Annotated in this window: 15 protein-coding genes and 1 pseudogene; 7 read left to right on the top strand and 9 right to left on the bottom strand. The window is 71.2% G+C overall.

Translation table 11 applies throughout. The features are described 5' to 3' along the window. Positions 1-28: 28 nt before the first annotated feature. Genes ABZ783_RS33090 through ABZ783_RS33105 form a run of 4 tightly spaced genes read left to right on the top strand, consistent with a single transcriptional unit; the run spans position 29 to position 9,839 of the window. The gene (locus ABZ783_RS33090; RefSeq protein WP_357445582.1) at positions 29-982 is read left to right on the top strand and encodes a TauD/TfdA family dioxygenase; all 954 of its coding nucleotides are present in this window, start codon (positions 29-31) and stop codon (positions 980-982) included. A 1-nt stretch (position 983) separates the two neighbouring features. Continuing rightward, entirely contained in the window at positions 984-1,172 is a 189-nt protein-coding gene (locus ABZ783_RS33095) for an MbtH family protein (RefSeq protein WP_357445585.1), read from the top strand. 55 nt (positions 1,173-1,227) lie between these two features. Continuing rightward, entirely contained in the window at positions 1,228-4,347 is a 3,120-nt protein-coding gene (locus ABZ783_RS33100) for an amino acid adenylation domain-containing protein (RefSeq protein WP_357445588.1), read from the top strand. Continuing rightward, positions 4,347-9,839: an amino acid adenylation domain-containing protein gene (locus tag ABZ783_RS33105; RefSeq protein WP_357445591.1), complete on the top strand. Its 5,493-nt coding sequence runs from the start codon at positions 4,347-4,349 to the stop codon at positions 9,837-9,839. The genes ABZ783_RS33100 and ABZ783_RS33105 overlap by 1 nt, the downstream gene beginning before the upstream one ends. 86 nt (positions 9,840-9,925) lie before the next feature. On the opposite strand, the gene ABZ783_RS33110 is transcribed toward ABZ783_RS33105, so the two are convergent. The 3 genes and pseudogenes from ABZ783_RS33110 to ABZ783_RS33120 all read right to left on the bottom strand — a co-directional run. Next, positions 9,926-11,170 (bottom strand): hypothetical protein, encoded by a 1,245-nt coding sequence (locus ABZ783_RS33110; protein ID WP_357445594.1) that lies wholly within the window; start codon positions 11,168-11,170, stop codon positions 9,926-9,928. A 31-nt stretch (positions 11,171-11,201) separates the two neighbouring features. Then, positions 11,202-11,720 (bottom strand): NUDIX domain-containing protein, encoded by a 519-nt coding sequence (locus ABZ783_RS33115; RefSeq protein ID WP_357445597.1) that lies wholly within the window; start codon positions 11,718-11,720, stop codon positions 11,202-11,204. A gap of 122 nt (positions 11,721-11,842) precedes the next feature. After that, a pseudogene (locus ABZ783_RS33120) lies at positions 11,843-12,013 on the bottom strand (GntR family transcriptional regulator); the annotation flags it as partial. A 179-nt stretch (positions 12,014-12,192) separates the two neighbouring features. Between ABZ783_RS33120 and ABZ783_RS33125 the strand changes: the two are divergent. Continuing rightward, positions 12,193-14,271: a helicase-associated domain-containing protein gene (locus ABZ783_RS33125; RefSeq protein WP_357445600.1), complete on the top strand. Its 2,079-nt coding sequence runs from the start codon at positions 12,193-12,195 to the stop codon at positions 14,269-14,271. Between the two features lie 254 nt (positions 14,272-14,525). Here ABZ783_RS33125 and ABZ783_RS33130 read toward each other — a convergent pair whose 3' ends face one another. Together ABZ783_RS33130 and ABZ783_RS33135 are read right to left on the bottom strand one after the other, a co-directional pair. Next, positions 14,526-14,936: a type II toxin-antitoxin system VapC family toxin gene (locus tag ABZ783_RS33130; protein WP_357445603.1), complete on the bottom strand. Its 411-nt coding sequence runs from the start codon at positions 14,934-14,936 to the stop codon at positions 14,526-14,528. Beyond that, the gene (locus ABZ783_RS33135; protein WP_357445606.1) at positions 14,933-15,211 is read right to left on the bottom strand and encodes a type II toxin-antitoxin system prevent-host-death family antitoxin; all 279 of its coding nucleotides are present in this window, start codon (positions 15,209-15,211) and stop codon (positions 14,933-14,935) included. Before ABZ783_RS33135 ends, ABZ783_RS33130 begins: the two co-directional genes overlap by 4 nt. Before the next feature lie 475 nt (positions 15,212-15,686). Between ABZ783_RS33135 and ABZ783_RS33140 the strand changes: the two genes are divergently transcribed. Then, the gene (locus ABZ783_RS33140; RefSeq protein WP_357445624.1) at positions 15,687-15,899 is read left to right on the top strand and encodes a transposase; all 213 of its coding nucleotides are present in this window, start codon (positions 15,687-15,689) and stop codon (positions 15,897-15,899) included. A gap of 280 nt (positions 15,900-16,179) precedes the next feature. On the opposite strand, the gene ABZ783_RS33145 is transcribed toward ABZ783_RS33140, so the two are convergent. Beyond that, positions 16,180-17,211, bottom strand: coding sequence for an NADP-dependent oxidoreductase (locus ABZ783_RS33145; RefSeq protein WP_357445609.1), 1,032 nt, complete (start codon positions 17,209-17,211; stop codon positions 16,180-16,182). Between the two features lie 574 nt (positions 17,212-17,785). Here ABZ783_RS33145 and ABZ783_RS33150 point away from each other — a divergent pair. Further along, a complete protein-coding gene (locus ABZ783_RS33150; protein WP_357445612.1) occupies positions 17,786-17,974 on the top strand; it encodes a hypothetical protein in 189 nt (62 codons plus the stop codon). A 789-nt stretch (positions 17,975-18,763) separates the two neighbouring features. Here ABZ783_RS33150 and ABZ783_RS33155 read toward each other — a convergent pair. The 3 genes from ABZ783_RS33155 to ABZ783_RS33165 form a co-directional block, all read right to left on the bottom strand. Beyond that, entirely contained in the window at positions 18,764-19,000 is a 237-nt protein-coding gene (locus ABZ783_RS33155; protein ID WP_357445615.1) for a helix-turn-helix transcriptional regulator, read from the bottom strand. Next, positions 19,000-19,614, bottom strand: a complete 615-nt coding sequence (locus ABZ783_RS33160) for a hypothetical protein (protein ID WP_357445618.1) — start codon at positions 19,612-19,614, stop codon at positions 19,000-19,002. The genes ABZ783_RS33155 and ABZ783_RS33160 overlap by 1 nt, the downstream gene beginning before the upstream one ends. 694 nt (positions 19,615-20,308) lie before the next feature. Further along, complete coding sequence (locus ABZ783_RS33165) at positions 20,309-20,695, bottom strand: hypothetical protein (RefSeq protein WP_357445621.1); 387 nt, start codon at positions 20,693-20,695, stop codon at positions 20,309-20,311. Positions 20,696-21,236: the final 541 nt, after the last annotated feature.

Genomic DNA, 21,236 nt, shown 5'->3' on the forward strand with positions numbered 1-21,236 from the left:
CGGCTGCCGAGCGAAGCGAGGTGGCCGCATGAGCGACACGATCACCACACTCCCGGTGGTCATCGAGAACGACGGCCGGGCCCTGACCGACCTGATCGACGCCCGGCGCGCCGAGCTGCGCGCCGCCCTCGTCGAACACGGCGGGCTGCTCTTCCGCGGCTTCGACGTCGGCGGGGTGGACGGCTTCGACGGGGTGGTCCGCGCCCTCTCCGGCGAGCCGCTGACCTACACGGAGCGCTCGTCGCCCCGGCACTCCATCAAGGGCCGGGTCTACACCTCGACCGACTACCCCCCGGACGAGGAGATCTTCCTGCACAACGAGAACTCGTACCAGGCGCGCTGGCCGCTGACCCTGTTCTTCTACTGCATCACCGCGCCGCAGACGCAGGGCGCCACCCCGCTCGCCGACGTGCGCCGGGTCTACCAGGAAATCCACCCGGCGGTGCGTGAGGAGTTCATCCGGCGGCGCTGGATGCTGGTGCGCAACTTCCACGGCGACTTCGGCACCCGCTGGCAGGAGGTGTTCAACACCGAGAACCGGGCCGAGGTCGAGGCGTACGCGCTGGCGAACGGGATCACCGTGGAGTGGGTCGGCAAGGACGGCCTGCGCACCCGGGCGGTCCGGAACGTGGTGCACCACCGGCCCGGCTCGGACACCCCCCGCTGGTTCAACCACGCCACGTTCTTCCACCTCAGCACCCTGCCGAAGGACTACCAGGAGGGCCTGCTGGCCATGTTCGGTGCCGACGGCCTGCCGTCGAACACCTACTACGGCGACGGCGGCGAGATCCCCGCCGACGTCATGGACCACCTGCGCGCCGCCTACCGGGCGGCCACCGTCCGCTTCGACTACCAGCGCGACGACGTGCTGGTGGTGGACAACATGACCGCCGCCCACGGCCGGGAGCCGTTCACCGGCCCCCGCAAGATCGCCGTCGCGATGGCCGAGCCGCACACCCCCGACACCCCTGGAGCGAACTGACATGGCCGAACCCCGATTCCTGGTCGTGCACAACGACGAGGAGCAGTACTCGATCTGGTCGGCCGACCGGGACCTCCCCGCTGGCTGGCACGACGCCGGCTTCGCCGGCACCCGCGAGGAGTGCCTGGCCCACGTCGACACCGTCTGGACCGACATGCGCCCCCGCTCGGTACGCGAGGCCCACCAGTGAGCGCGAGGAGTGCGGCGGAGCGGAGCCCCGCAGCCGCGAACGGGAGACCACAGCGATGACTCAGGAATGGACCTTCCCGGCCTCCTTCGCCCAGGAGCGGGTGTGGGTGGCCAACCAGCTCGACGCCCACTCGCCGGTCTACAACGTCTCCGTCCCGTGGCGCTTCCCGGCCGGGATCGACGCGGACACCGCAGCCCACGTCGTCAACCAGGTGGTGGCCCGGCACGAGGCGCTCCGCACCCACCTGCGCGTCGACGACGGCGCCCTGGTGCAGGTGGTGCGGGCCCACGAGCCCGTCCCGATCCCCACCGACGACCTGCGGCACCTGCCGGAGGCCGAACGCCTCGCGGCGTTCGAGGCGATCCGCACGGAGCTGGCGCGTAACCCGATCCCGCTGGACGGCCCGCCGCTGTGGCGGGCCCGGCTGATCCGCCTCGACGACACCTGGGCGCTGGCGTTCGTGGTGCACCACGCCGTCTTCGACAGCCACTCGGCGGTGCTGTTCCACCAGGAACTCGGCGCGTTCAGCGCGGCCGCGCTGACCGACGCCGAGCCCGCCGTGCCCGAGCTGCCCATCCAGTACGCCGACTTCGCCGTCTGGCAGCGCGACCAGCTCACCGGCGCGGAGCTGGACCGCCAGCTCGCCTTCTGGACCGGCCACCTGGCCGGCGCGCCGGCGGTGACCGGCCTGCCGCTGGACCGGCCCCGCCCGGCCCAGCTCGGCTTCGCCGGAGACGAGGTGCGGTTCGACCTGCCCGAGGGGCTGCTCGACCGGGTCGGCGCCCTCGCGACCGGCGCGGCGGCCACGCCGTACATGGTGCTGCTGGCCGGCTTCGCGGCGCTGCTGTCCCGGATCTCCGGCGACACCGACGTGGTGGTCGGGGTCTCCACCGCCGGCCGCGACAGCGCCGAGCTGGCCCCGCTGATCGGCATGTTCGTCAACCCGGTGGCGCTGCGCTGCGACGTCTCCGGCGACCCGACCTTCGCCGAACTGCTCGGCCGGGTGCGGGACGGCCTGGTCGACGCGATGGAGCACGGACAGACCCCGTTCCAGAAGATCGTCGAGGCGGTCGACCCGCAGCGCGACCCGTCCGTGCAGCCGATCTTCCAGACCGCGCTGAACTTCATCCCCGACTCCGGCCTGGACCCGGTGGAGCTGGGCACCACCAAGGACGACCTGGCGTTCGACATCACCACCGGCGAGAGCCGGCTGGTCTACCGCACGGCGCTGTTCGACCGCGGCACCGCCGAGGCGGTCGTCGACCGGTACGTCCGGCTGCTCGCCGCCGCCGTCGCCGACCCGCAGCGGCGGGTCGCCGCGCTGCCGCTGCTCGCCGATGCCGAGCGGGACCTGGTGCTGGACGCCTGGAACGACACCGCGCACGAGGTGCCGCCGGCCACCGTGGTCGACGAGGTGCAGCGGCAGGCCGCCGCCACGCCGGACGCCACCGCGCTGGTCTGCGACGGCGTGCCGCTGACCTACGCCGAGCTGAACACCGCCGCGAACCGGCTGGCCCGGCTGCTGGTGGCCCGGGGCGCCGGCCCGGAGGCCCGGGTCGCGCTCGCCGTGCCCCGCTCCTGCGAGCTGCTGGTGGCCATCCTCGCGGTGCTCAAGTCCGGTGCGGCCTACGTCCCGGTGGACACCGCCTACCCGGCCGGGCGGATCGCGTACCTGCTGGACGACGCCGAGCCGGCCCTCGTGGTGGCTACCCCGGAGACCGCGGGCCTGGTGCCGGCCGGCGCGCTGGTGCTGGACGGGGAGGTGGGTTCGGACCAGGCCGACGACGACCTCACCGACGCCGACCGGCTCGCCCCGCTGCGCCCCGAGCACCCGGCGTACGTGCTCTACACCTCCGGCTCCACCGGCCGTCCCAAGGGGGTGGTGGTGGAGCACCGTGCGGTGACCGCCTACCTGGCCTGGGCCCGGCACACCTACCCGGGCCTGGCCGGCACGGCGCTGCTGCCCTCACCGGTCTCCTTCGACCTCACCGTCACCGGCCTGCTCGGCACGCTCACCGCCGGCGGGACGGTCCGGCTCGCCGCGATCGACGAGCCGGCGGCCCGGGTCGGCGGCCGGCCCACCTTCCTCAAGGTCACCCCGAGCCACCTGCCGCTGCTCGACGGCGAGCTGTCGCCCACCGTCGATCTGGTGATCGGCGGCGAGGCGCTCACCGGCGAGCAGCTCGCCGGGTGGCGGGCCGCGCACCCGGACGTCGCGGTGATCAACGAGTACGGCCCGACCGAGGCCACCGTCGGCTGCGTCGCCGCCCGGATCGCCCCGGGCGAGCCGGTCCCGGCCGGGCCGGTGCCGATCGGCACGCCCACCTGGAACACCCGGGCGCTGCTGCTCGACGCGGCCCTGCAGCCGGTCCCGCCGGGCGTGGTCGGCGAGCTGTACGTCGCCGGCACCCAGCTCGCCCGCGGCTACCTGCGCCGGCCCGGCCTCACCGCCGAGCGCTTCCTGCCCTGCCCGTACGGCCCGCCCGGGGAGCGGATGTACGCCACCGGCGACCTGGCCCGCTGGCGCCCCGACGGCACGCTGGAGTACCTGGGCCGCCGCGACGACCAGGTCAAGGTGCGCGGCATGCGGATCGAGCTGGGCGAGGTGGAGGCGGCCCTGCTGGCCCACCCGGACGTCCGGGCGGCCGCCGCGGCGGTGCGTACCGACTCGGGCGAACCGATGCTGGTCGGCTACCTGGTCGGCCCGGCCCACGAGGACTCCGTCCGGGCCGAACTGGCCCGGGAACTGCCCACCCACCTGATCCCGGCGGCCCTGGTCCGGCTCGACACGCTGCCCCTGACCCCGAACGGCAAGCTGGACCGGGCCGCGCTGCCCGCCCCGGCCACCGCCGTCCCGGCCGAGGACAGCTACGTCGCCCCGCGCACCGAGGCCGAGTCCCTGGTCGCCGAGGTGTACGCCGAGATCCTCCAGGTGGAGAAGGTCGGCGCCCTGGACGACTTCTTCGCCCTCGGCGGCAACTCGCTGCGCGGCATGCGGGCGATGGCCCGCATCCGGGCCGAGGTGGACGTCGAACTGCCCATGCGGGCGCTGTTCAGCAGCCCCGTGGTGGCGGACCTGGCCGCCCAGATCGAGGAGCGGATCGCCGCCGAACTCGACGGGCTCTCCGACACCGAGGTCGCCGCGCTGCTCGCGGCGGAAGAGGAAAGCAGCTGATGACCGACCTGAAGGATCCGACCCGGGAGGCGGCCCGGCAGGCGCTGATCGCCAAACGGCTGCGCGCCCGGCAGGCCGCCCCCGCGGCCCGGATCACGCCCCGGCCCGCCGACGCCGAGGTGCCGCTGTCGTACGCCCAGGAGCGGGTCTGGTTCATGGACCAGCTCGCTCCGGGCGAGGCGGCCTACCACATCGCGGTGCCGCTGCGGGTGCGCGGCCCGCTCGACGTGGCCGCGCTGCGCGCCGCCCTGGCCGCGCTGACCGCCCGGCACGAGTCGCTGCGGACCCGCTTCCCGGCCGACGCCGACGGGCGCCCCACCGTGGTGGTGGAGGAGACCGTCGAGGTGCCGCTGACCATCGTGGACGCCCCGGACGAGACGACCGCGCAGGCCCTGGTCGAGTCGGCCGCCGCCGAGCCGTTCGACCTGGCGCACGGTCCGCTGCTGCGCGCCCTGCTGGTCCGGCTGGCTGACGACGACCACGTGCTCTTCCTCGGCATGCACCACATCGTCGGGGACGGCTGGTCGGTGGACGTGCTGCTGCGGGACCTGATCACCCGGTACCGGGGCGGCGAACCGCCCACCCTGCCCGTCCAGTACGGCGACTTCGCGGTCTGGGAGGCGCGGGAGCTGGACGGCCCGCAGGCCCGGGCGCACGTCGACTACTGGAAGCAGCGGCTCGCCGCGATCACCCCGCTGGAGCTGCCGCTGGACCGGCCCCGTCCGGCCACCCAGACCTACCGGGGCGACTTCGTCGAGTTCCAGCTCGACCCGGCGGCCACCGAACGGCTCAACGACCTCACCCGGGACAGCGGCGGCACCCTGTTCATGACGCTGCTCGCCGCCTACCAGGTGCTGCTGGCCCGGCACGCCGGCCAGGACGACTTCGCCGTCGGCGCGTCGGTGGCCGGCCGCTCCGCGCCGGAGCTGGAGAACCTGGTCGGCATGTTCATCAACATGCTGCCGCTGCGCGCCGAGCTGGCCGGCGACCCCACCTTCCGCGAGCTGCTGGAGCGCACCCGGCGCAGCGTGCTGGACGGCTTCGAGCACGCCGAGGTGCCGTTCGCCAAGGTGGTCCACGAGCTGGGGCTGCCTCGGGACGTCAGCCGGTCCCCGGTGTTCCAGGCCATGTTCGTCCTGCAGAACTACGAGATGGGCCGGTTCACCGGCGTCTCCGGGTCCGACGAGGTCAGCTTCGAGTGGACGCCGATGGAGCTGCGGGCCACCCGCTTCGACTTCGAGCTGCACGCGGTGGAGACCGTCGACGGGCTCTGGGGCAAGCTGGTCTTCAACACCGACCTGTTCACCCGCGACACCGTCGAACGGATGGCCCGGCGCTGGACCACCCTGCTGGCCGCGATCGTCGCCGCGCCGGACACCCCAGTCTCCCGGCTGGAGCTGCTGCCCGCGCCGGAACGGGCGCTGCTGGCGGCGTGGAACGACACCACCGCCGACTTCCCGCGTACACAGACCCTGCACGGCCCCGTCGAGGAGCGCGCCGCCGCCACCCCGGACGCGGTCGCCGTCACCATCGACGGGCACAGCCTGACGTACGCCGAGCTGAACGCCGCCGCCAACCGGATCGCGCACCGGCTGCGCGCCGCCGGCGTCGGCCCGGAGACCCTGGTCGGCGTCTGCGCGGAACGCTCCGTCGAACTGGTCGCCGGCCTGCTCGGCGTGCTCAAGGCCGGCGGCGCGTACCTGCCGCTGGACCCGGAGTACCCGGCGGACCGGCTGGCCTTCATGGTCACCGACGCCGACGCGCCCGTGGTGCTGATCCAGGCGCACCTGCGCGACGTGCTGCCGGACACCGCCGCCACCGTCCTCGCCCTGGACGACCCGTCCGCCTGGGCCGACCAGCCCACCACGAACCCGAAGCCGTCCGCCGGCCCCGAGCACCTGGCGTACGTCATCTACACCTCCGGCTCCACCGGCCGGCCCAAGGGAGTGCCGAACACCCACCGGGGCATCGTCAACCGGCTCGACTGGATGCAGAAGACGTACCGCCTCGGCGCCGACGACGCGGTGCTGCAGAAGACCCCGGCCAGCTTCGACGTGTCGGTGTGGGAGTTCTTCTGGCCGCTGCGCGAGGGCGCCCGCCTGGTGCTGGCCAAGCCGGGCGGCCACAAGGACGCCGGCTACCTGCGCGATCTGCTGGTCGCCGAACGGATCACCACCGCGCACTTCGTGCCGTCGATGCTCACCGTCTTCCTCGCCGAGGAGGGCATCGAGGCGGCCACCGCGCTGCGCCGGGTCATCTGCTCCGGCGAGGAACTGCCGCTGGCCTCCGCCGTCGACTTCACCGCCCGGCTGCCCTGGTGCGGGCTGCACAACCTCTACGGCCCCACCGAGGCGGCCATCGACGTCACCGCCTGGCCCTGCGACCCGGCGCAGCTGGCCGGGCTCACCGGCGTCCCGATCGGCGCGCCGATCGCCAACCTGCGCCTGCACGTGCTCGACCCGGCCGGCCACGAATGCCCCGTGGGCGTCGCCGGTGAACTCCACATCGGCGGCGTCGGGCTGGCCCGCGGCTACCACCGCCGGCCGGCGCTGACCGCCGAAAAGTTCATCCCCGACCCGTTCTCCGGCGAGCCCGGCGCCCGGCTCTACCGCACCGGCGACCTGGCCCGCTGGGTGACCGACACGGCGGGGGAGACCGGCGTCATCGAGTTCCTCGGCCGGATCGACCACCAGGTCAAGCTCCGCGGCCTGCGAATCGAGCTGGGCGAGATCGAAAGCGCGCTGCTCGAGCAGCCCGGGGTGACCGAGGCGGCGGTGATCGTCCGCGAGGACAGCCCCGGCGACAAGCGGCTCACCGCCTACCTGATCGGGCCCGCGGAGCACACCGCGCTGAAGACCGCGCTCAAGGACACCCTGCCGGAGTACATGGTGCCGGCCGCGTTCGTCACCCTGGACGCGCTGCCGCTGACCCCCAACGGGAAGCTCGACCGCAAGGCGCTGCCCGCGCCCGTGGTCACCCGCGAGGCGTCGGTGGCGCTGGTCGAGCCGCGCGACGACACCGAACGGACGCTCGCCGCCATCTGGTCCGAGGTGCTGGGCATCGACACCCTCGGCATCGACGACGACTTCTTCGACCTGGGCGGGCACTCCATGCTCGCCACCCAGGTCGTCGCGAAGATCCGCAAGGCCGAGCTCGGCGGCCGGCCGGTCGGCGTGATGGACCTGTTCCAGCAGCGGACCATCCGCGACCTCGCCGCGTTCATCTCCGGCGACGGCGGCGAGGAGGGGCCCCGCCGGCTGCTCTACGAGCTGACCAAGCCGATCCCCGCCGGCAAGCGGGTGCTGTCCTACGTCTGCGTCCCCTACGGCGGCGGCAGCGCCATCGTCTACCAGCCACTCGCCGACGCCCTGCCGGCCGGACACGCCCTGTGGTCGCTGGCCATCCCCGGGCACGACGTCGGCCTCAGCGAGGACGCGCTGCCCTTCGACGAGCTGACCACCCGGGTCGCCGACGAGATCCTCGAGCGGGTCGACGGACCGATCGCGCTCTACGGCCACTGCGGTGTCGGCAGCGCCATCGTCGCCGAGGTGGCCCGCAAGGTCGAGGCGGCCGGGCGGGACCTCGAGGCCGTCTACATCGGCGCGATGTTCCCGTTCGCCCGCCCCAAGGGCCTCTTCGCCACCATGCGCAACCGGCTGGAGCAGCTCCGCAGCAACAAGCACTACGCGAGCTGGCTCAAGTCGATGGGCGTCGACACCGACGAGCTGGACCCGGAGCAGGCCGACCGGATCATCAGCAACATGCGCGCCGACTCCCGCGCCTCCGAGGAGTACTTCACCCGCCTGCTCGACCAGCGGGCGACGAAGCTGCGCGCCCCGATCGTCTCGGTCGTCGGCTCCGAGGACCCGGTCACCGACTACTACCGCGAGCGGTACGCCGAGTGGCAGTTCCTCAGCGACACCCTCGGGCTGGTGGTCCTCGACCAGGCCGGCCACTTCTTCCTTAAGTACCGCGCCGAGGAGCTGGCCGAGATCGTCACCCGGGTCCACCCGGCGGTGGTCGCCGGGGACGTCACGGCGCTCACCCCCGAGGCGCGGGGCGAGGACGCCGGCTGGGCGGTCCTCGACCACCAGCGGGTGGGCGCGGCGGAAGGGCCGGCCAAGGCCACCGTCAAGCCGAGCATGGGTCGCTTCCTGTCGGTCACCGTCGGGCAGCTCGTCTCCAGCACCGGCTCCGCGCTGACCGCGTTCGCCCTCCCCATCTGGCTGTTCAACCGGACCGGGTCGGTGACCGACCTCGGCCTGCTCTGGGCGCTCGCCCTGATCTGCGGCGTGCTGATGCTCCCGGTGGCCGGCGCGATCGTCGACCGGGTCAGCCGACGCCGGATCATGATGCTGGCCAGCTCCATCGCCGGATCGATCCAGCTGGTCCTGGCCGTGCTGCTGTGGACCGACAACCTGGTCCTCTGGCACATCTACCTCCTGGTGGCGCTCAGCTCCGTGGCCGGGTCGTTCCAACGGATCGCGTTCCAGTCGGCGGTGCCGCAGCTGGTGCCGAAGCGCTACCTCGGCCACGCGATGGGCATCACCCAGCTCTCCACCGGCGTCGCCACCCTGCTCATGCCGGTCTTCGCGGCCGGCCTGCTCGCCGCGATCGAGCTGAAGGGCATCCTGCTCGTCGACGTGGCCAGCTACGTGGTCGCGGTGGCCACCCTGGCCGTGGTCCGCTTCCCCGACCTGCTCGGCTGGCGGCCCCGGGAACGGCTCCTGGTGGCCATCGCCAACGGCCTGCGCTACTCCTGGCAGCACAAGGGCTTCCGGCTGATGCTCGGCTACTTCGCGCTGGGCAACATCTTCCTGGCCCCCGCCCTGGTGCTCACCACCCCGCTGGTGCTCTCCTTCGGCACCCCGACCCAGGTGGCCCAGGTGGCGTTGGCCGAGGCGGTCGGTGCGATCGCCGGCGGCGTGCTCATGTCGCTCTGGGGCGGCCCGCGCCGGCGGCGGATGATCGGTGTGCTCGTGGCCAACCTCGGCACCGCGATCGGCTGCATGCTGATCGGCCTGGACGCCTCGCTGGTGATGATCTGCGTCGGCATGTGCTGGCTGGCCATGGCGATGACCACCGCGCAGTCGATCTACGCGACCATCGTCCAGGTCAAGGTGCCGCAGCGATTCCACGGCCGGGTGTTCAGCCTCAACCAGACCATCGCCTGGTCCACCCTGCCCATCGGGTTCGCGCTGCTCGCGCCGGGCGCCACCGCCCTGTTCGAGCCGATGCTCGCCCCGGGCGGGGCGCTCGCCGGGTCGGTGGGCGCGGTGATCGGCACCGGTCCCGGCCGGGGCATCGGCTTCGCGTACGTCTGCTTCGGGCTGGCCCTCGTGCTGGTCACCCTCGGCGGGTTCGCGATCCGGCTGCTGCGCCGGTTCGACCTCGAGGTGGATGACTCGCTCCCGGACGACCTGATCGGCGCCCAGGAGCGGGAACGCCGACTCGCCGCCCGGGCCGCCGAACGGGAGCCGGTCGCGGCCTGACACAAGGGCCCTTCTCCACGCCTCCAGTGGAGAAGGGCCCTTGCTTCTTACGCGCGTCGCGCGCGGGGCCTCCGGAGGCCCCGGGCTCACCACCGTGCCGGCGGATCCGCCAGCTCGTCCTCGGGCAGTTCCTGCGGCTGCGCCACCCACGCCGAGTAGACCGGCAGGCCGTGCCACGGCCCGCCCGCGCTGTCGGTGGCCACCGCCACCACCGCGTACGGGTGGCCGAACCGCAGCTCCGCCACCCGGGCGACGCCCTCCGGCGGCAGCGCCGTCCGCGTGGCGAACGCGGTCACCGCGGCGGCCTCGAAGCCGTACCGCCCGTAGCGGGCCACCGCCGACTGGGCCGCCTCGTACCGCGGATCCGCCACCCCCATGAGCCTCCCGAGCGCCTGCGCGGCGACGGCGAAGCCGAACCCGGGCGGCGTCAGGTCGTGCCGGCTCTCCGCCGACCAGCACGGCAGCACGGCGCTCGCCCGCTCCTCCCGACCGTCGGGCGAGAAGGTGCGCACCGGCTCCTCCCGGATCGTCCACAGCGGGGTGTCGCCCAGCGGCAGGTCGAACAGCGACCGCTGGCCCGCTCCGATCCCGTCCGGGGTGGTGGCGGCACCGGCGGCGAGCTCCTGGGCGGCGGCGAGGACGTCCGGCACCGGCACGTCCGGGTCGGCGGCGACGGACACCACCAGCAGGCCGGCCTCCCCGCCGGCGATGGGCACCGGCCGGGCGGGCGCGGCGTGCACGGCCACGTCACCGGCCCGGGCGGTGGTCGCGATCCCGCAGTGGTGCCGGTACGCGGGGGCGCGCAGCACCCGATCCAGCCGGCCCGCCCAGGCGCTGCCCGCGCCGAGCTGCTCGGCGGGCGCCACCTGGAACGGCTCCGCCCAGGACACCCTGGTGGCCAGGGCGTTGGCCAGGATCAGCAGGGTCTGCGGAGTGACGGTGAGCGGGAACCGCTCGATCAGGCCATCGGTGTGCTCCCGCGCCCACGCGTCCAGCGTTGGCTGGTCCGGCAGCGGGCCGGTCTGCGTCCGCTCCGGCAGCGTCGCGCGCCAGCCGGCCAGCCCCTCGGCGGGCGTCCGCTCCCACAGGGCGGTGGCCGAGGCGACCAGCGGGTGCGGCGCCGACAGCAGCGCGTGGGCCACCGTGGCGGCGCGGTCCACGTCGGTGCCGAGCGCCTCCTCCACCGCGCCGCGCAGGTCACCGGTGGCGGCGGGGCCGGTGATCGCGAGGAGCAGCCAGGCGCCGAGCGGGGAGGCGACGTGGTGCGCGTCGCCGGCGGCGCGGTGCAGCCGCTCGGCGTAGTGGGCGAGAGGTCCGTGGATAGGGTTCACCGCTCCACTGTGCCGGTTGCCGGCGGATTCGTCATGACCACAGCTCGAACGGCTCGTCGATCTCCTCGCCGGCCAGGAACGCCGGCAGCAGCTCAGGCAGCCGCCCCGGATAGCAGCGCGGCCGGTCGGCGACCACCTCGGCGACCGGCCACCAGCGGAACCCGAAGTAGTCCTCCACCTCGTAGTCGAGGCGGTGCGCCTCGTCCACGTCCGGTCCCGGCCCCGGCAGCCGTACCGGGACGATCACCTCGTCCTGCAGGTGGCGCCGCTGGCGGTGGATGAAGCTGGCCCGCCGCCGCCAGGTCGGCGCGCCCACGTCGGCCGGCGGGACCACGATCCCGGTCTCCTCGCGCAGCTCCCGCACCGCCGCGTCGAGGTACGTCTCCCCGTCGTCGAGCCCGCCGCCGGGCAGCTCCCACCAGACGCCGAGGCGGGGGTGCTCCGGGTCGCGGGTGTGGAACAGCAGCACCCGCTCGGCGGCGTCGAGCACCACCAGCCGCACCGCCCGGCGTTCGAGCACCGGCAGGTCGCGGGGCAGCTCGGGAGTCATCAGTGCACACCGCCTTGTTCATTGGGGCCGGCCGCGTTGCCGCCATCGTGCACGGTCGCGGCGGGCTCGGGCAGCTCCAAATGCTCGGTGCTCGGTCCGGCCGGGGAGCCGACCGTCAAGTGTCAACGGTTCCGGTCATCCTCGGGCGTGACGAACGTCCCGCGCCCGGTGAAGGTTACTACCCGGCCTTCCTCGCGCTGCGCGTCGAGCGCGGTCCGCACGGTGCCGCGCGCTACGTCGTACGTCTGCGCCAGCGTCACCTCGGCAGGGAGCTTGTGCCCGGGTGGCCACTCGCCGCATCGAAGTACAGCAACCGTGCCATCCGAACCGAGCCGAGAAGCGCCTCAGCAGCCCGTGACCTCGCATCAAGCCCGACCCGACCTGCTCGCCGAGAGTCCATAGGTTCAGGGTTCGAGTCCCTGGCGGCGTACCTGTCGTGTCCTGCCAGAGCGGGTGGTCGTAGGTTGGCCTGGTGCAGTCCCTCGCCGCTCACCTTCGGTCCCTGACCGAGGAGCAGCTCGCCAGTCTGGTCGCGAAGCGTCGCGACGCGACCATCGTGCCTGCTCCGAAGACCGCCGACCAGCTCGCCGTACGGCTGCTTCACCCGTCGTCGATGGCGGCTGCCTGTGCGTTGCTCACCCTGCCGCAGCTCCAAGTGGGCGAGGCCGCCGCAGCGGTGGGCGACGGATGCACCACCGCGCGGCTGGCGACGCTGTTGGGCGTACCGGAGGGCGACGCGGACCTGGCCGCGGCGCTGCGCCGGCTCACCGAGCTCGCCCTGATCTGGCCGTACGCCGACGGCTTCGCGGCGGCACATCTGAGCCCGATGTGGCCGCACCCGCTGAACCTCGGACCCGGCGCTGCCGAGCTGCTCGTCGCCCGGAAGATGACCGAGCTGCGCAGGCTGGCGAAGGTGTACGGCATCCCTGTCACGGGCCGCGGCAAGGACGAGTTGATCGTTGCGCTGGTCGGCTGGCTGGCGCGGCCGGAGAATGTGCGCCGGCTCGTGGCGCAGGCCCCCGCTGACGTTCGCGCTCGGCTCGCCGCGCTCGCCTTGCGGCCGGCACAGCCCTTCGATGTGGGAGGGATCATGGTCGGCTCGGCTGGGGTGGCGTTGCCGTGGGCCGCCGAGCGTGGTCTCGTCGTCGGCTCCGCATGGGGCGTCGAGGAGATGCCCCGCGAGGTCGCCCTCGCGCTGCGGGAGGGCTACACCGCTGCGTTCGACCCACAGCCACCGGCCGTGCCCACCACCCCGGTCGAGCCCGAGGACGCCGAACGGGAGGCCGCAGCCGCCGCCTCGCAGATCCTCGCCGCGATACCCGCGATCGCCGGAACCATGAGCGGCGGCCCGGTGCCCCTGCTCAAGACGGGCGGTCTCGGCGTACGCGAGCTCCGCCGGATCGCCAAGTCGTCCGGCCAGGACGAGGACCCTGCCCGCCTGACCATCGAACTGCTCGCCGCGGGCGGCCTCACCGAGGCCTCGGACACCGGTCTGGCCCTCTCGATGGCCTACGACGAGTTCGCCGCGGCCGAACCCGCGGACCAGCTGCTGGACATCGTCGACACCTGGCTGGCGATGCCGGCGTGCCCGCTCGCCCCGGCCGACTCCGCCGCGGTCTCCTCCCGTGTCCTCTACTGGGACGAGGGCGAGGAGATGATTTTGACCGGTCTACGTGCCCTGACCCTGCGCACTCTCGCCGACGTCTTACCCGAAGGGCACGCCACTGACCCCGGCACGCTCGCCGACCGGCTGGCCTGGCAGAGCCCTGTCCTGACCGGCCAGGCCGACGAGGATCTGCGACGATACGTCACCGGCATCTGGCGGGAAGCCCACCGGCTCGGTCTGCTCGCTCACGGAACAGCGACCAGGCTCTGCCGTAGCCTGCTGACTGGTGACGCTGACGCGACTCATCGGCACGCTCAGGCCATGCTGCCCCAGTCCCGCGGCACGGCCCTGTTGCAGAACGACCTCACCGCGGTGGTGACCGGCACTCCATCGGCCAACCTGCTGGCTCTACTGGACAGCGCGGCCGCACCAGAGTCCCGCAGCGGCGCCTGGACCTGGCGTTTCTCGCCAGCCAGCATCCGCGGTGCACTCGACGCCGGAAGCACCCCGGCGGATCTGCTGGCCCGGATCATCGAGGTGGCCGAAGGCGGCCACGTGCCACAGACGCTCACCTACCTGATCAACGACGTGGCCCGCCGATACGGCCGCGTTCAGGTACGCCCAGCCGGCTGCTGCCTGCGCAGCGATGACGAAACCCTGCTCACCGAGATCCTCAACACCCGCTCGCTGCAGGCCCTGCATCTGGTCCGGCTCGCCCCGACCGTGCTCGCCAGCGTAAAATCGCAGGCCGAAACCCTGGCCGCACTGCGCGCCGCCGGCCACGCCCCGGCCGGCCTCCGCCTCGACGGCAGCCCAGCGATCGAGCTCCCGCAACGACGCCGCGCCGATCCATCACCCACCGAGCCGGACAGCGGTGACATGCTCCCGCTGCCACGCCTGAGCGACCCGGCCGACGTCGCACGGGCCCTGCTCGCCAACCGCTGACCTCGGCAAACACCCCCGGCCGGCCGAGGCGTGTTGGAGCGCGATGATGTCTGTCGCAGCATCCTCGACGACCGAATAGCCGTCGATCTCAAGTTGACGCAGGAGAATGTCTTACCGGCCGGGGCGGATGCGCTCGGACGCACACCGGATCGGCTGGAGTTGGGCGTTGCGCGGCACGCCGGCTCGCTCACGCGAGCAACTCTGCCTGCCTTTGGGAGATCACCTTCCGGGGGCCCGTCGTCGGGAGTCGCGGGTCAGTTCTGGCCGGGGCTTGCTACGGGTAATCCTGCGGCCTTGGCGCATTCGAGCAGCCGCCGGTCGTAGGTGACGAAGGCGATGAGTGCTGTTCCGGACTCGTTGGTCAGAACCTGGGCGGTGGCGAGGTGGATGGCGTCGAGGCTGCGTAGCGTCGGCTCGGCGAACGCTGCTGCAGTCGCGCGGATCGTATTGTCGATCTCCAGTCGGAAGAGCCGCCCGACGGCCGCCGGCACTCCGATCAAGGCTTGCGGAGCTGATCGGCGCAACGCTCTGGGCACCTCCACCTCGACGAGAGCGGAGGAGATCAGCGGCACGTCGTCGTGGGTGTTGAGCCAGGAGACAAGGTCAGCAGTGCATGCCTCCTGCCGAACCAGCTTGACGACGGCGGCGGAATCGAGGTAGATCACCAGCGCTCCTCGTCTCGCATTCCGGCGAGCGTGGCGGCCACGTCCACATCCTCGTCACCGAGCTTCGGTGGAAGCGGAACGGGACCGCCGCCGGTCGGGGCAACGGCCCGTCCCGCAGCTACCAGCTTGGCCAGCATCGACCGGTCGTCGCCTACCGGCACAAGTCGCGCGATCGGGTGCCCACGATCGGTGATCTCGACGGTCTCGCCGCCGCTCACCCGAGCCAACACCTGGCTCGTGTTCTGGTTCAGCTCCCGGACACCGATGCGTTCCATAAACAAGAGTGTAGAACTAAATGTTCTACCTTGCCAGCTGCTCGCGTGACCAGGGCTGCCGACCCGCCGAAACAAGACCGGCGGCACCAGGCAAAGGGCCACTGCGACTCCGGGCCGTTCGGTGAGCGCGTACGGGTTCCGACGGTCCGGGTGCGCCGATCAGGAGGTCCACCCGGTGCTCCCCGCACCATGCGGCAACCCAACCGACCACCGCTCGCTCCTCGGGTGGACAAGGAGGTCGGCCGGAAGCCGGCGTGGGGCCGACGCGGTCCAGGCGGTGGCGACCGGCGGGTGCCGTAGTTCGAGCGAGTCGTGAAGATCGAGGAGGAGATTGAGAGGGTGATCTCTTCGGCGTCGGCGAACCGGACCGACGGTTCGGCTGGTCGGGCCGGAATCATCGGGCACCGCCCGACGAGCGCGAGCTGGGCAGATTCAGCGGTAGCGGGTCACCGGCGATCGTGGTGGTGTGGTTCGCATGGTGGTACCTCCGGCCCACTCTTCCGCCGCCGAGATCGGCGAGGTCGACCGGTTCGGCGGCCCGGCGCAGCTGGCCTCCTGGGCCGGGCTCACCCCACGGCACCGCGAGTCCGACCTGGTTGTGCACCGCGGTCAAATAACTAAACAAGGCTCCACGCTGGTGCGCCGGTCGAGGCGGCGCACGGCGTTCGGCACACCGCCGGCTGGCTGACCGACGCCCGCGCCCGCATCGCTGACCGACGCGGACGCAACCTCGCCACCGTCGGGGTGGCCCGCAAACTGCTCACCCTCGTCTACTACGGCCTGCGCGACGGGCGCATCCGTGCCCTGAGCCCGGCCCGGGCGGCGTGAGCAGGTTCGGACGTGGCCGTGCCTCGTCTGGCCCCCGTCGGCCGACGGCGAGGCCGCCCGCTTAGTCCGGGCCTGCGGGTCGACTGGACCCCGTCACCGAACAACGGGCCGCACGTCCACAGCGGCACCGACGGCAGTGACTAGTCAGCGACGTGGATGACGACCTTACCGCGGCGTTTGGCCGTCTCGAGCGCCTCGTAACCTGAGCGCGTCTCAGTGAGGGGTAGCACGCGGTCCAGCACTGGCCTTAACCGGCCGTTATCGACGAGCTCTGCGATGGAACGCAACGCGTTCTGGTTGGGCTCGACGATGAAGTACACCCCACGGACGCCATGCCGGGCTGCTTCCTGCTGGTCGGGTGGGGTGACGAGGGTGACCAGGACACCGCCCGGTTTCAGGACCGACCAGGACCGCGACTGCGTGGCTCCTCCGACAAGATCAACCACCACGTCCACGTCACGAACATGATCCTCGAAGCGGTCGTGCGCATAGTCGATAACCTGCTCGGCACCCAGACCCTTGACGAATTCCAGGTCGGCCGCCGCCGCCGTGGCGCTCACACGAGCACCGAGACCGGCCGCGAGCTGCACCACGAAGATCCCCACGCCGCCGGCGCCGCCCTGCACCAGCACGTGCTGGCCGGCCTGCAGGCCGGCGTGGTCCACCAGTGCCTGCCAGGCACTCAACGCCGCCAGTGGGAGCGCTGCAGCGTGGTCGTGGTCTACGGTGACAGGTTTGGCCGCCAGGACGGCCGCGGGCAGGGCGACGTACTCGGCCGCCGCGCCATCGCGGGTGAAAGGGATCAAGCCGTAGACGGCCTCCCCCTCGGCGGGGCTCTCCACCCCCGTCCCGGACGCCGCGACGACTCCGGAGAACTCATGCGACGGGATGATCGGAGTGCGCTCAGGTCCTGACCCGTCCGAACTGTACGTCCACGTCTGCGGCCAGGTGAGCTCGGTGGGTGTCATGGAAGCAGCCTTCACGGCCACCAACACCTCACCAGGCCCCGGCTCAGGCCGCGGCGCCTCCTCGTACACGAGCCGCTCCGGCCCGCCTCTGGTGTGAGCTCTCACGGCGTGCATCGTGCTCATCCGACTGCTGCTCCCTCCCGACCGCATTTCGATCAGCCCGCCGGCCGCCCCTAGGGATGAACCGCAGGCTAACTCCCGCATTATCTGGCGATTCGGCAGCGCGCCTGCCGGACTTCCGTAACCCTTGCCCCTTCGACGCAGAAGCGCGCTGGATCAGGGGCGCTCCCGGGCAGCAGCACGCGGCGGACGTTTGGCGGCGACCGCCGAAGCCAAGGCGTGAGGGTTGGCGAATCAGAACAGGAGCAGGATCCCGTCGAGCAGCCAAACCAGCGAGCATGGGCGGACGACGGCGGACCGGGACGCCATGTCCGGCATTTGGACCAGGCCGTGGACCAGCGTTCGGGGGCTGACTCGTAATGCGCAGGTCGAATCAGCTGGCCTCCGATGCCAGGCGGTAGCTGCTACAGACGTCGAGCAACAGAGCGGCCCTGATCTCGAACTCGTCGGTGCCGTCCAGCTTCAGCTGCCGTTCTTCGTCGGCACTCCGAGGAAGATGCCGCCACCCCCCACCACCGCCGCGTACACGGCGAACCAGTCCATCATCCGCGCGCACCCGGCGGGGCCGAGTCGTCACCTCTGGTCGAGGCCGCCGCCCACCTGATCGAGCATCCTCGAAACCGAGTCCCTGCGGTGCACAACACGATAATTTCGCGATATGGGCATCACCGGGGGGATAGCATGCGTCTTTTTGATCGTCGTCATTGGGGCGCTCATCGCGTTCTGGCTGGTGCGTTACGGGTTCGGCCCGAAGCAGCCGAAGCGGGCGGACGAAGTGTTGGAAGAGTTACCACCGGCACCACCGGACGATCCAACGCCGCCGCAGCACCCGCGCGGCCGTCGCTGACGCGGCGACCGACCGGTCCTGGCTCACCAAGTCAGGAAAAGGCGTCGACCAACACTTGATCATCCGTGCCCGCGAAGTGCATCTCGACGCGCGGCTGCCCCTCTAGAGCGAAACACACCGAAGAGGTCACTGGTTCGATCCCAGTATCGCCCACCACGGTGAGGATGGCAGCAGGACGCTAGGAGTGCAGACGGCCAGTGGCCTCGTGGCCGGAACGGCTACGGCATCGGTTTCGTGGTAGTCCGCATTACGAACCACCCGGCTGCAAGAGATACGAGGACGGCAGCCTGGTGAGTCGCGATCAGCCAGAACCAGCTCTCGTCCCGGTAGAACAAAGCGAGGTGTGCCATCGACAGCACGGCAAGCCCAGCAGCGCCGAAGTAGGCAGCGAAGGCCGTCCGGGGCAGGTTGGCAGCCAAGCCCCACGCTCGTTGGCTTGGGTGCCGGCCCTTCACCCCGACCAGAATGACCGCATACGCGAAAAGGACTGCTCCTGCGCCCCCTACGGCGGCCATCGCTGCCCCAAGCACCGCTCTGCCAAGCATGCGACTCACTCTGCCACGGCGACTCAATGGGACATGCCCCTGTGAGGGGTGGGGACGGCGTGCAGCGAACGTGCAACATGTGGCGGTGATCACCGGCCAAGAGCGGTCAACCACGGCCAACGGCGATCGATGCGCCGCAGGCCCAACAGCAAGATCCTCACCGACGCTTCCGCAGGTGGGGACCTCTGTAGCCCGGCGAAGGCTATGTGGCAGGGGCGGGGTCGAATCGCCGACCTTCCGATTTTCAGTCGGGTGGCTGCTTGTTGTGGACGCTGAGCAGGTCGCCAGGGGAGCAACCGAGCGTGTCGCAGATTGCCGTCAAGGTGCTGAAGCGGATTGCACGGGCGTGGCCGTTCTTCAGGATCGACAGGTTCGCCACGGTCACGCCGACCGCGGCGGACAGTTCGACCAGGGTCATGCCTCGGGCAGCGAGGAGCTCGTCCAGGCGCACCGTGATCCGATGTTCGATGGGCTGGGCCATCAGATAACCGTGTCCAATTCGGCACGCATGGCCACACCACGAGCGATGAGCTGCCCAAACGCGGCGAAGATGAACGCGAATGCGAGCCACCCGAGCAGCGATTGGCTTGCGTCGACTGCCGCGCCGGTGGTGAGCATGGTCGCCGAGAGCGCCCACCTTGCGGCAACGCTCGCCGCCCACACGCCCAGCCCGCCGAACGCGGTGATCTTCGCGACGACGGTCAACTCGCGAGCGGTCTGTACGGTGAACGGATCGCTGTCCTCCGCGGCCCGCAGCAGCTTCGCCATCCGTCGCGCGATCTCAGCCATGAGGAACAGGCCCGGTAGAGTGGTCGCCAGATACATCATCCGCTGCGCGAGCGACGGGTCGGTGATCGTGAAAACGAGCTGGCCCGCCGGGTCAACAACAACGCCCGGTACGACGCCGCCCACACCGTCCAGCCCGGACAGCAAGTCGGTCGGCAGTTCCAGCATCACCGGCGACCGCGGGATGAAAGCCATCACCAGCAGGGCCGCCGCCACGCACGGCGCGGTGATATGCACGAAAGTTGCCGTGGCGCGCAGCCGCCGCAGCCATGTGCCCAGCCACGTTTGCTCCATGACATCCTCCAGCATATCGGGAAACGATATGGATATCGAAAAACGATATGCTGGTGTGTTGGCTGCGTCAACCCCACACGCAGCACACGTGGCCTTGCTCGGGGAAGTGCCATGGCGACGAGTTCCCGGTCGCGACCACCGCCTTGAAGATCCTGGCTCCAGGACCGGCCGATGCTGGGACCCGTTGAACACTGCGTCAGCAAGAAGTCACCAAGGGCTCTGACGCCGACCGCCGTTGGGCGACCTTCGACGGTGATCGAGGCGCACGCGACGACATCAGATGGCATCGGTTGAAGGGTGACGATGCGCGAGCTCGACATTCACACCGACTTGCTTCATGGTGGCTGGAGGTCATGGTCTGCAGCCAGGATCTTCAGGGCGGTGGTCTGGGTCGCTCGCTTCACACCTGCCGCCTGTGGGCTGGCTTTTCTTCGGCCTGTGTCCCGGCCACCGCCGCTGGCGTGGAGTGGCTTGAGAGAGGCCTGTGCTGCTGAAAGTCGGTGTGCCCTTCTCGCCCCGTCACCATCCCGTGGACGAGGAGAGGAGACGGATGACAAGCAAGGTCGTCATCGGCATCGACCCGCACAAGACAAGCTGGACCGCAGCGGCGGTGGACAACTCCCAGTGAACCGCCCCGGGTTTGATAGCGGCTAGATGGGTTGGGTCTCGGGACGCGGGTGACACATACGGCCAGACGATCATCAGTGCGTCAGGGTGAGGGATCGAAGTGGCTCGCGCGGGCGGGCGGTGCGTCAGCGCGCTGTTGATGCGGGGTGTTGAGCGCAGCCTGGACAACGGGCTTCCACTGGGCAACACAGGTTTCGGCGAATCGTTCATGGTCCGATCGTCGCTGTATATTGCCCACCTTCCGGGCACGGTGTTGGAGCAGATGATGGCCAAGCTCGTGCAGCAGTACGTCAAATCGCATGAAGTCTCGCAGCCGTGCCGCCTCGTGTGCCGGTTGTTCGTAGAGGAAGACCTCGCCTGGTGCTCTGGTCTTGCCGTAGACCACCAGTCCGGGGTCGAAGTCCTCGGTCTGCCGCAACTCGATGACGCGTAGCCCGTACCATGCGGAAGCCCCGATGGCCTCCAGCACCTCACGAACGTCACGTCCGCTTGCCGGATGCACGAATCCAGGTCGCGGTGCATGAACGTGGATCCGCACCCGATCTGGCCCCGGAGCGCGACGGAGCGCCTGGCGGGACCGGGGATCTGTTCGCAGGCTTCGGCTCACATCGCCCATGTTCGGCGGCCCCACGACATGCAACAACCGATTTCACCGCGCAACTCACGTATCGTCCGGGAGTCAGGGGCCGCCAGACCGCCGCCCGGGCTCGATGTGCCATGCAGGTCCCGAGACCGGACACAGCTCTGCCGGCGATGTCGGGGCTCCCGTTGGCGTTACGGATTGCGTTCAGTTGATCCGTTACGCAGCCGGCAAGGCGATCCTGGTTCTGGTCGGCCTTCTCTTCAGGCGTTTGCAGGGCAGGCGCGTCCGATGCTTGAGGGGCTGGCCTTAGGGCGTATCTCATTTGGTGAGGGGGCGGTAGCAGATCAGGGTGCTGGCGATGGTGGCGAAGGCTTCGAAGTGATCGCCCTTGCGGTCATAGCGGCGAACGAGGCGTCGGTAGCGCATT

Origin of the sequence: Micromonospora sp. NPDC047738 (assembly GCF_040642675.1) — a bacterium.
Classification (GTDB): Bacteria; Actinomycetota; Actinomycetes; order Mycobacteriales; family Micromonosporaceae; genus Micromonospora.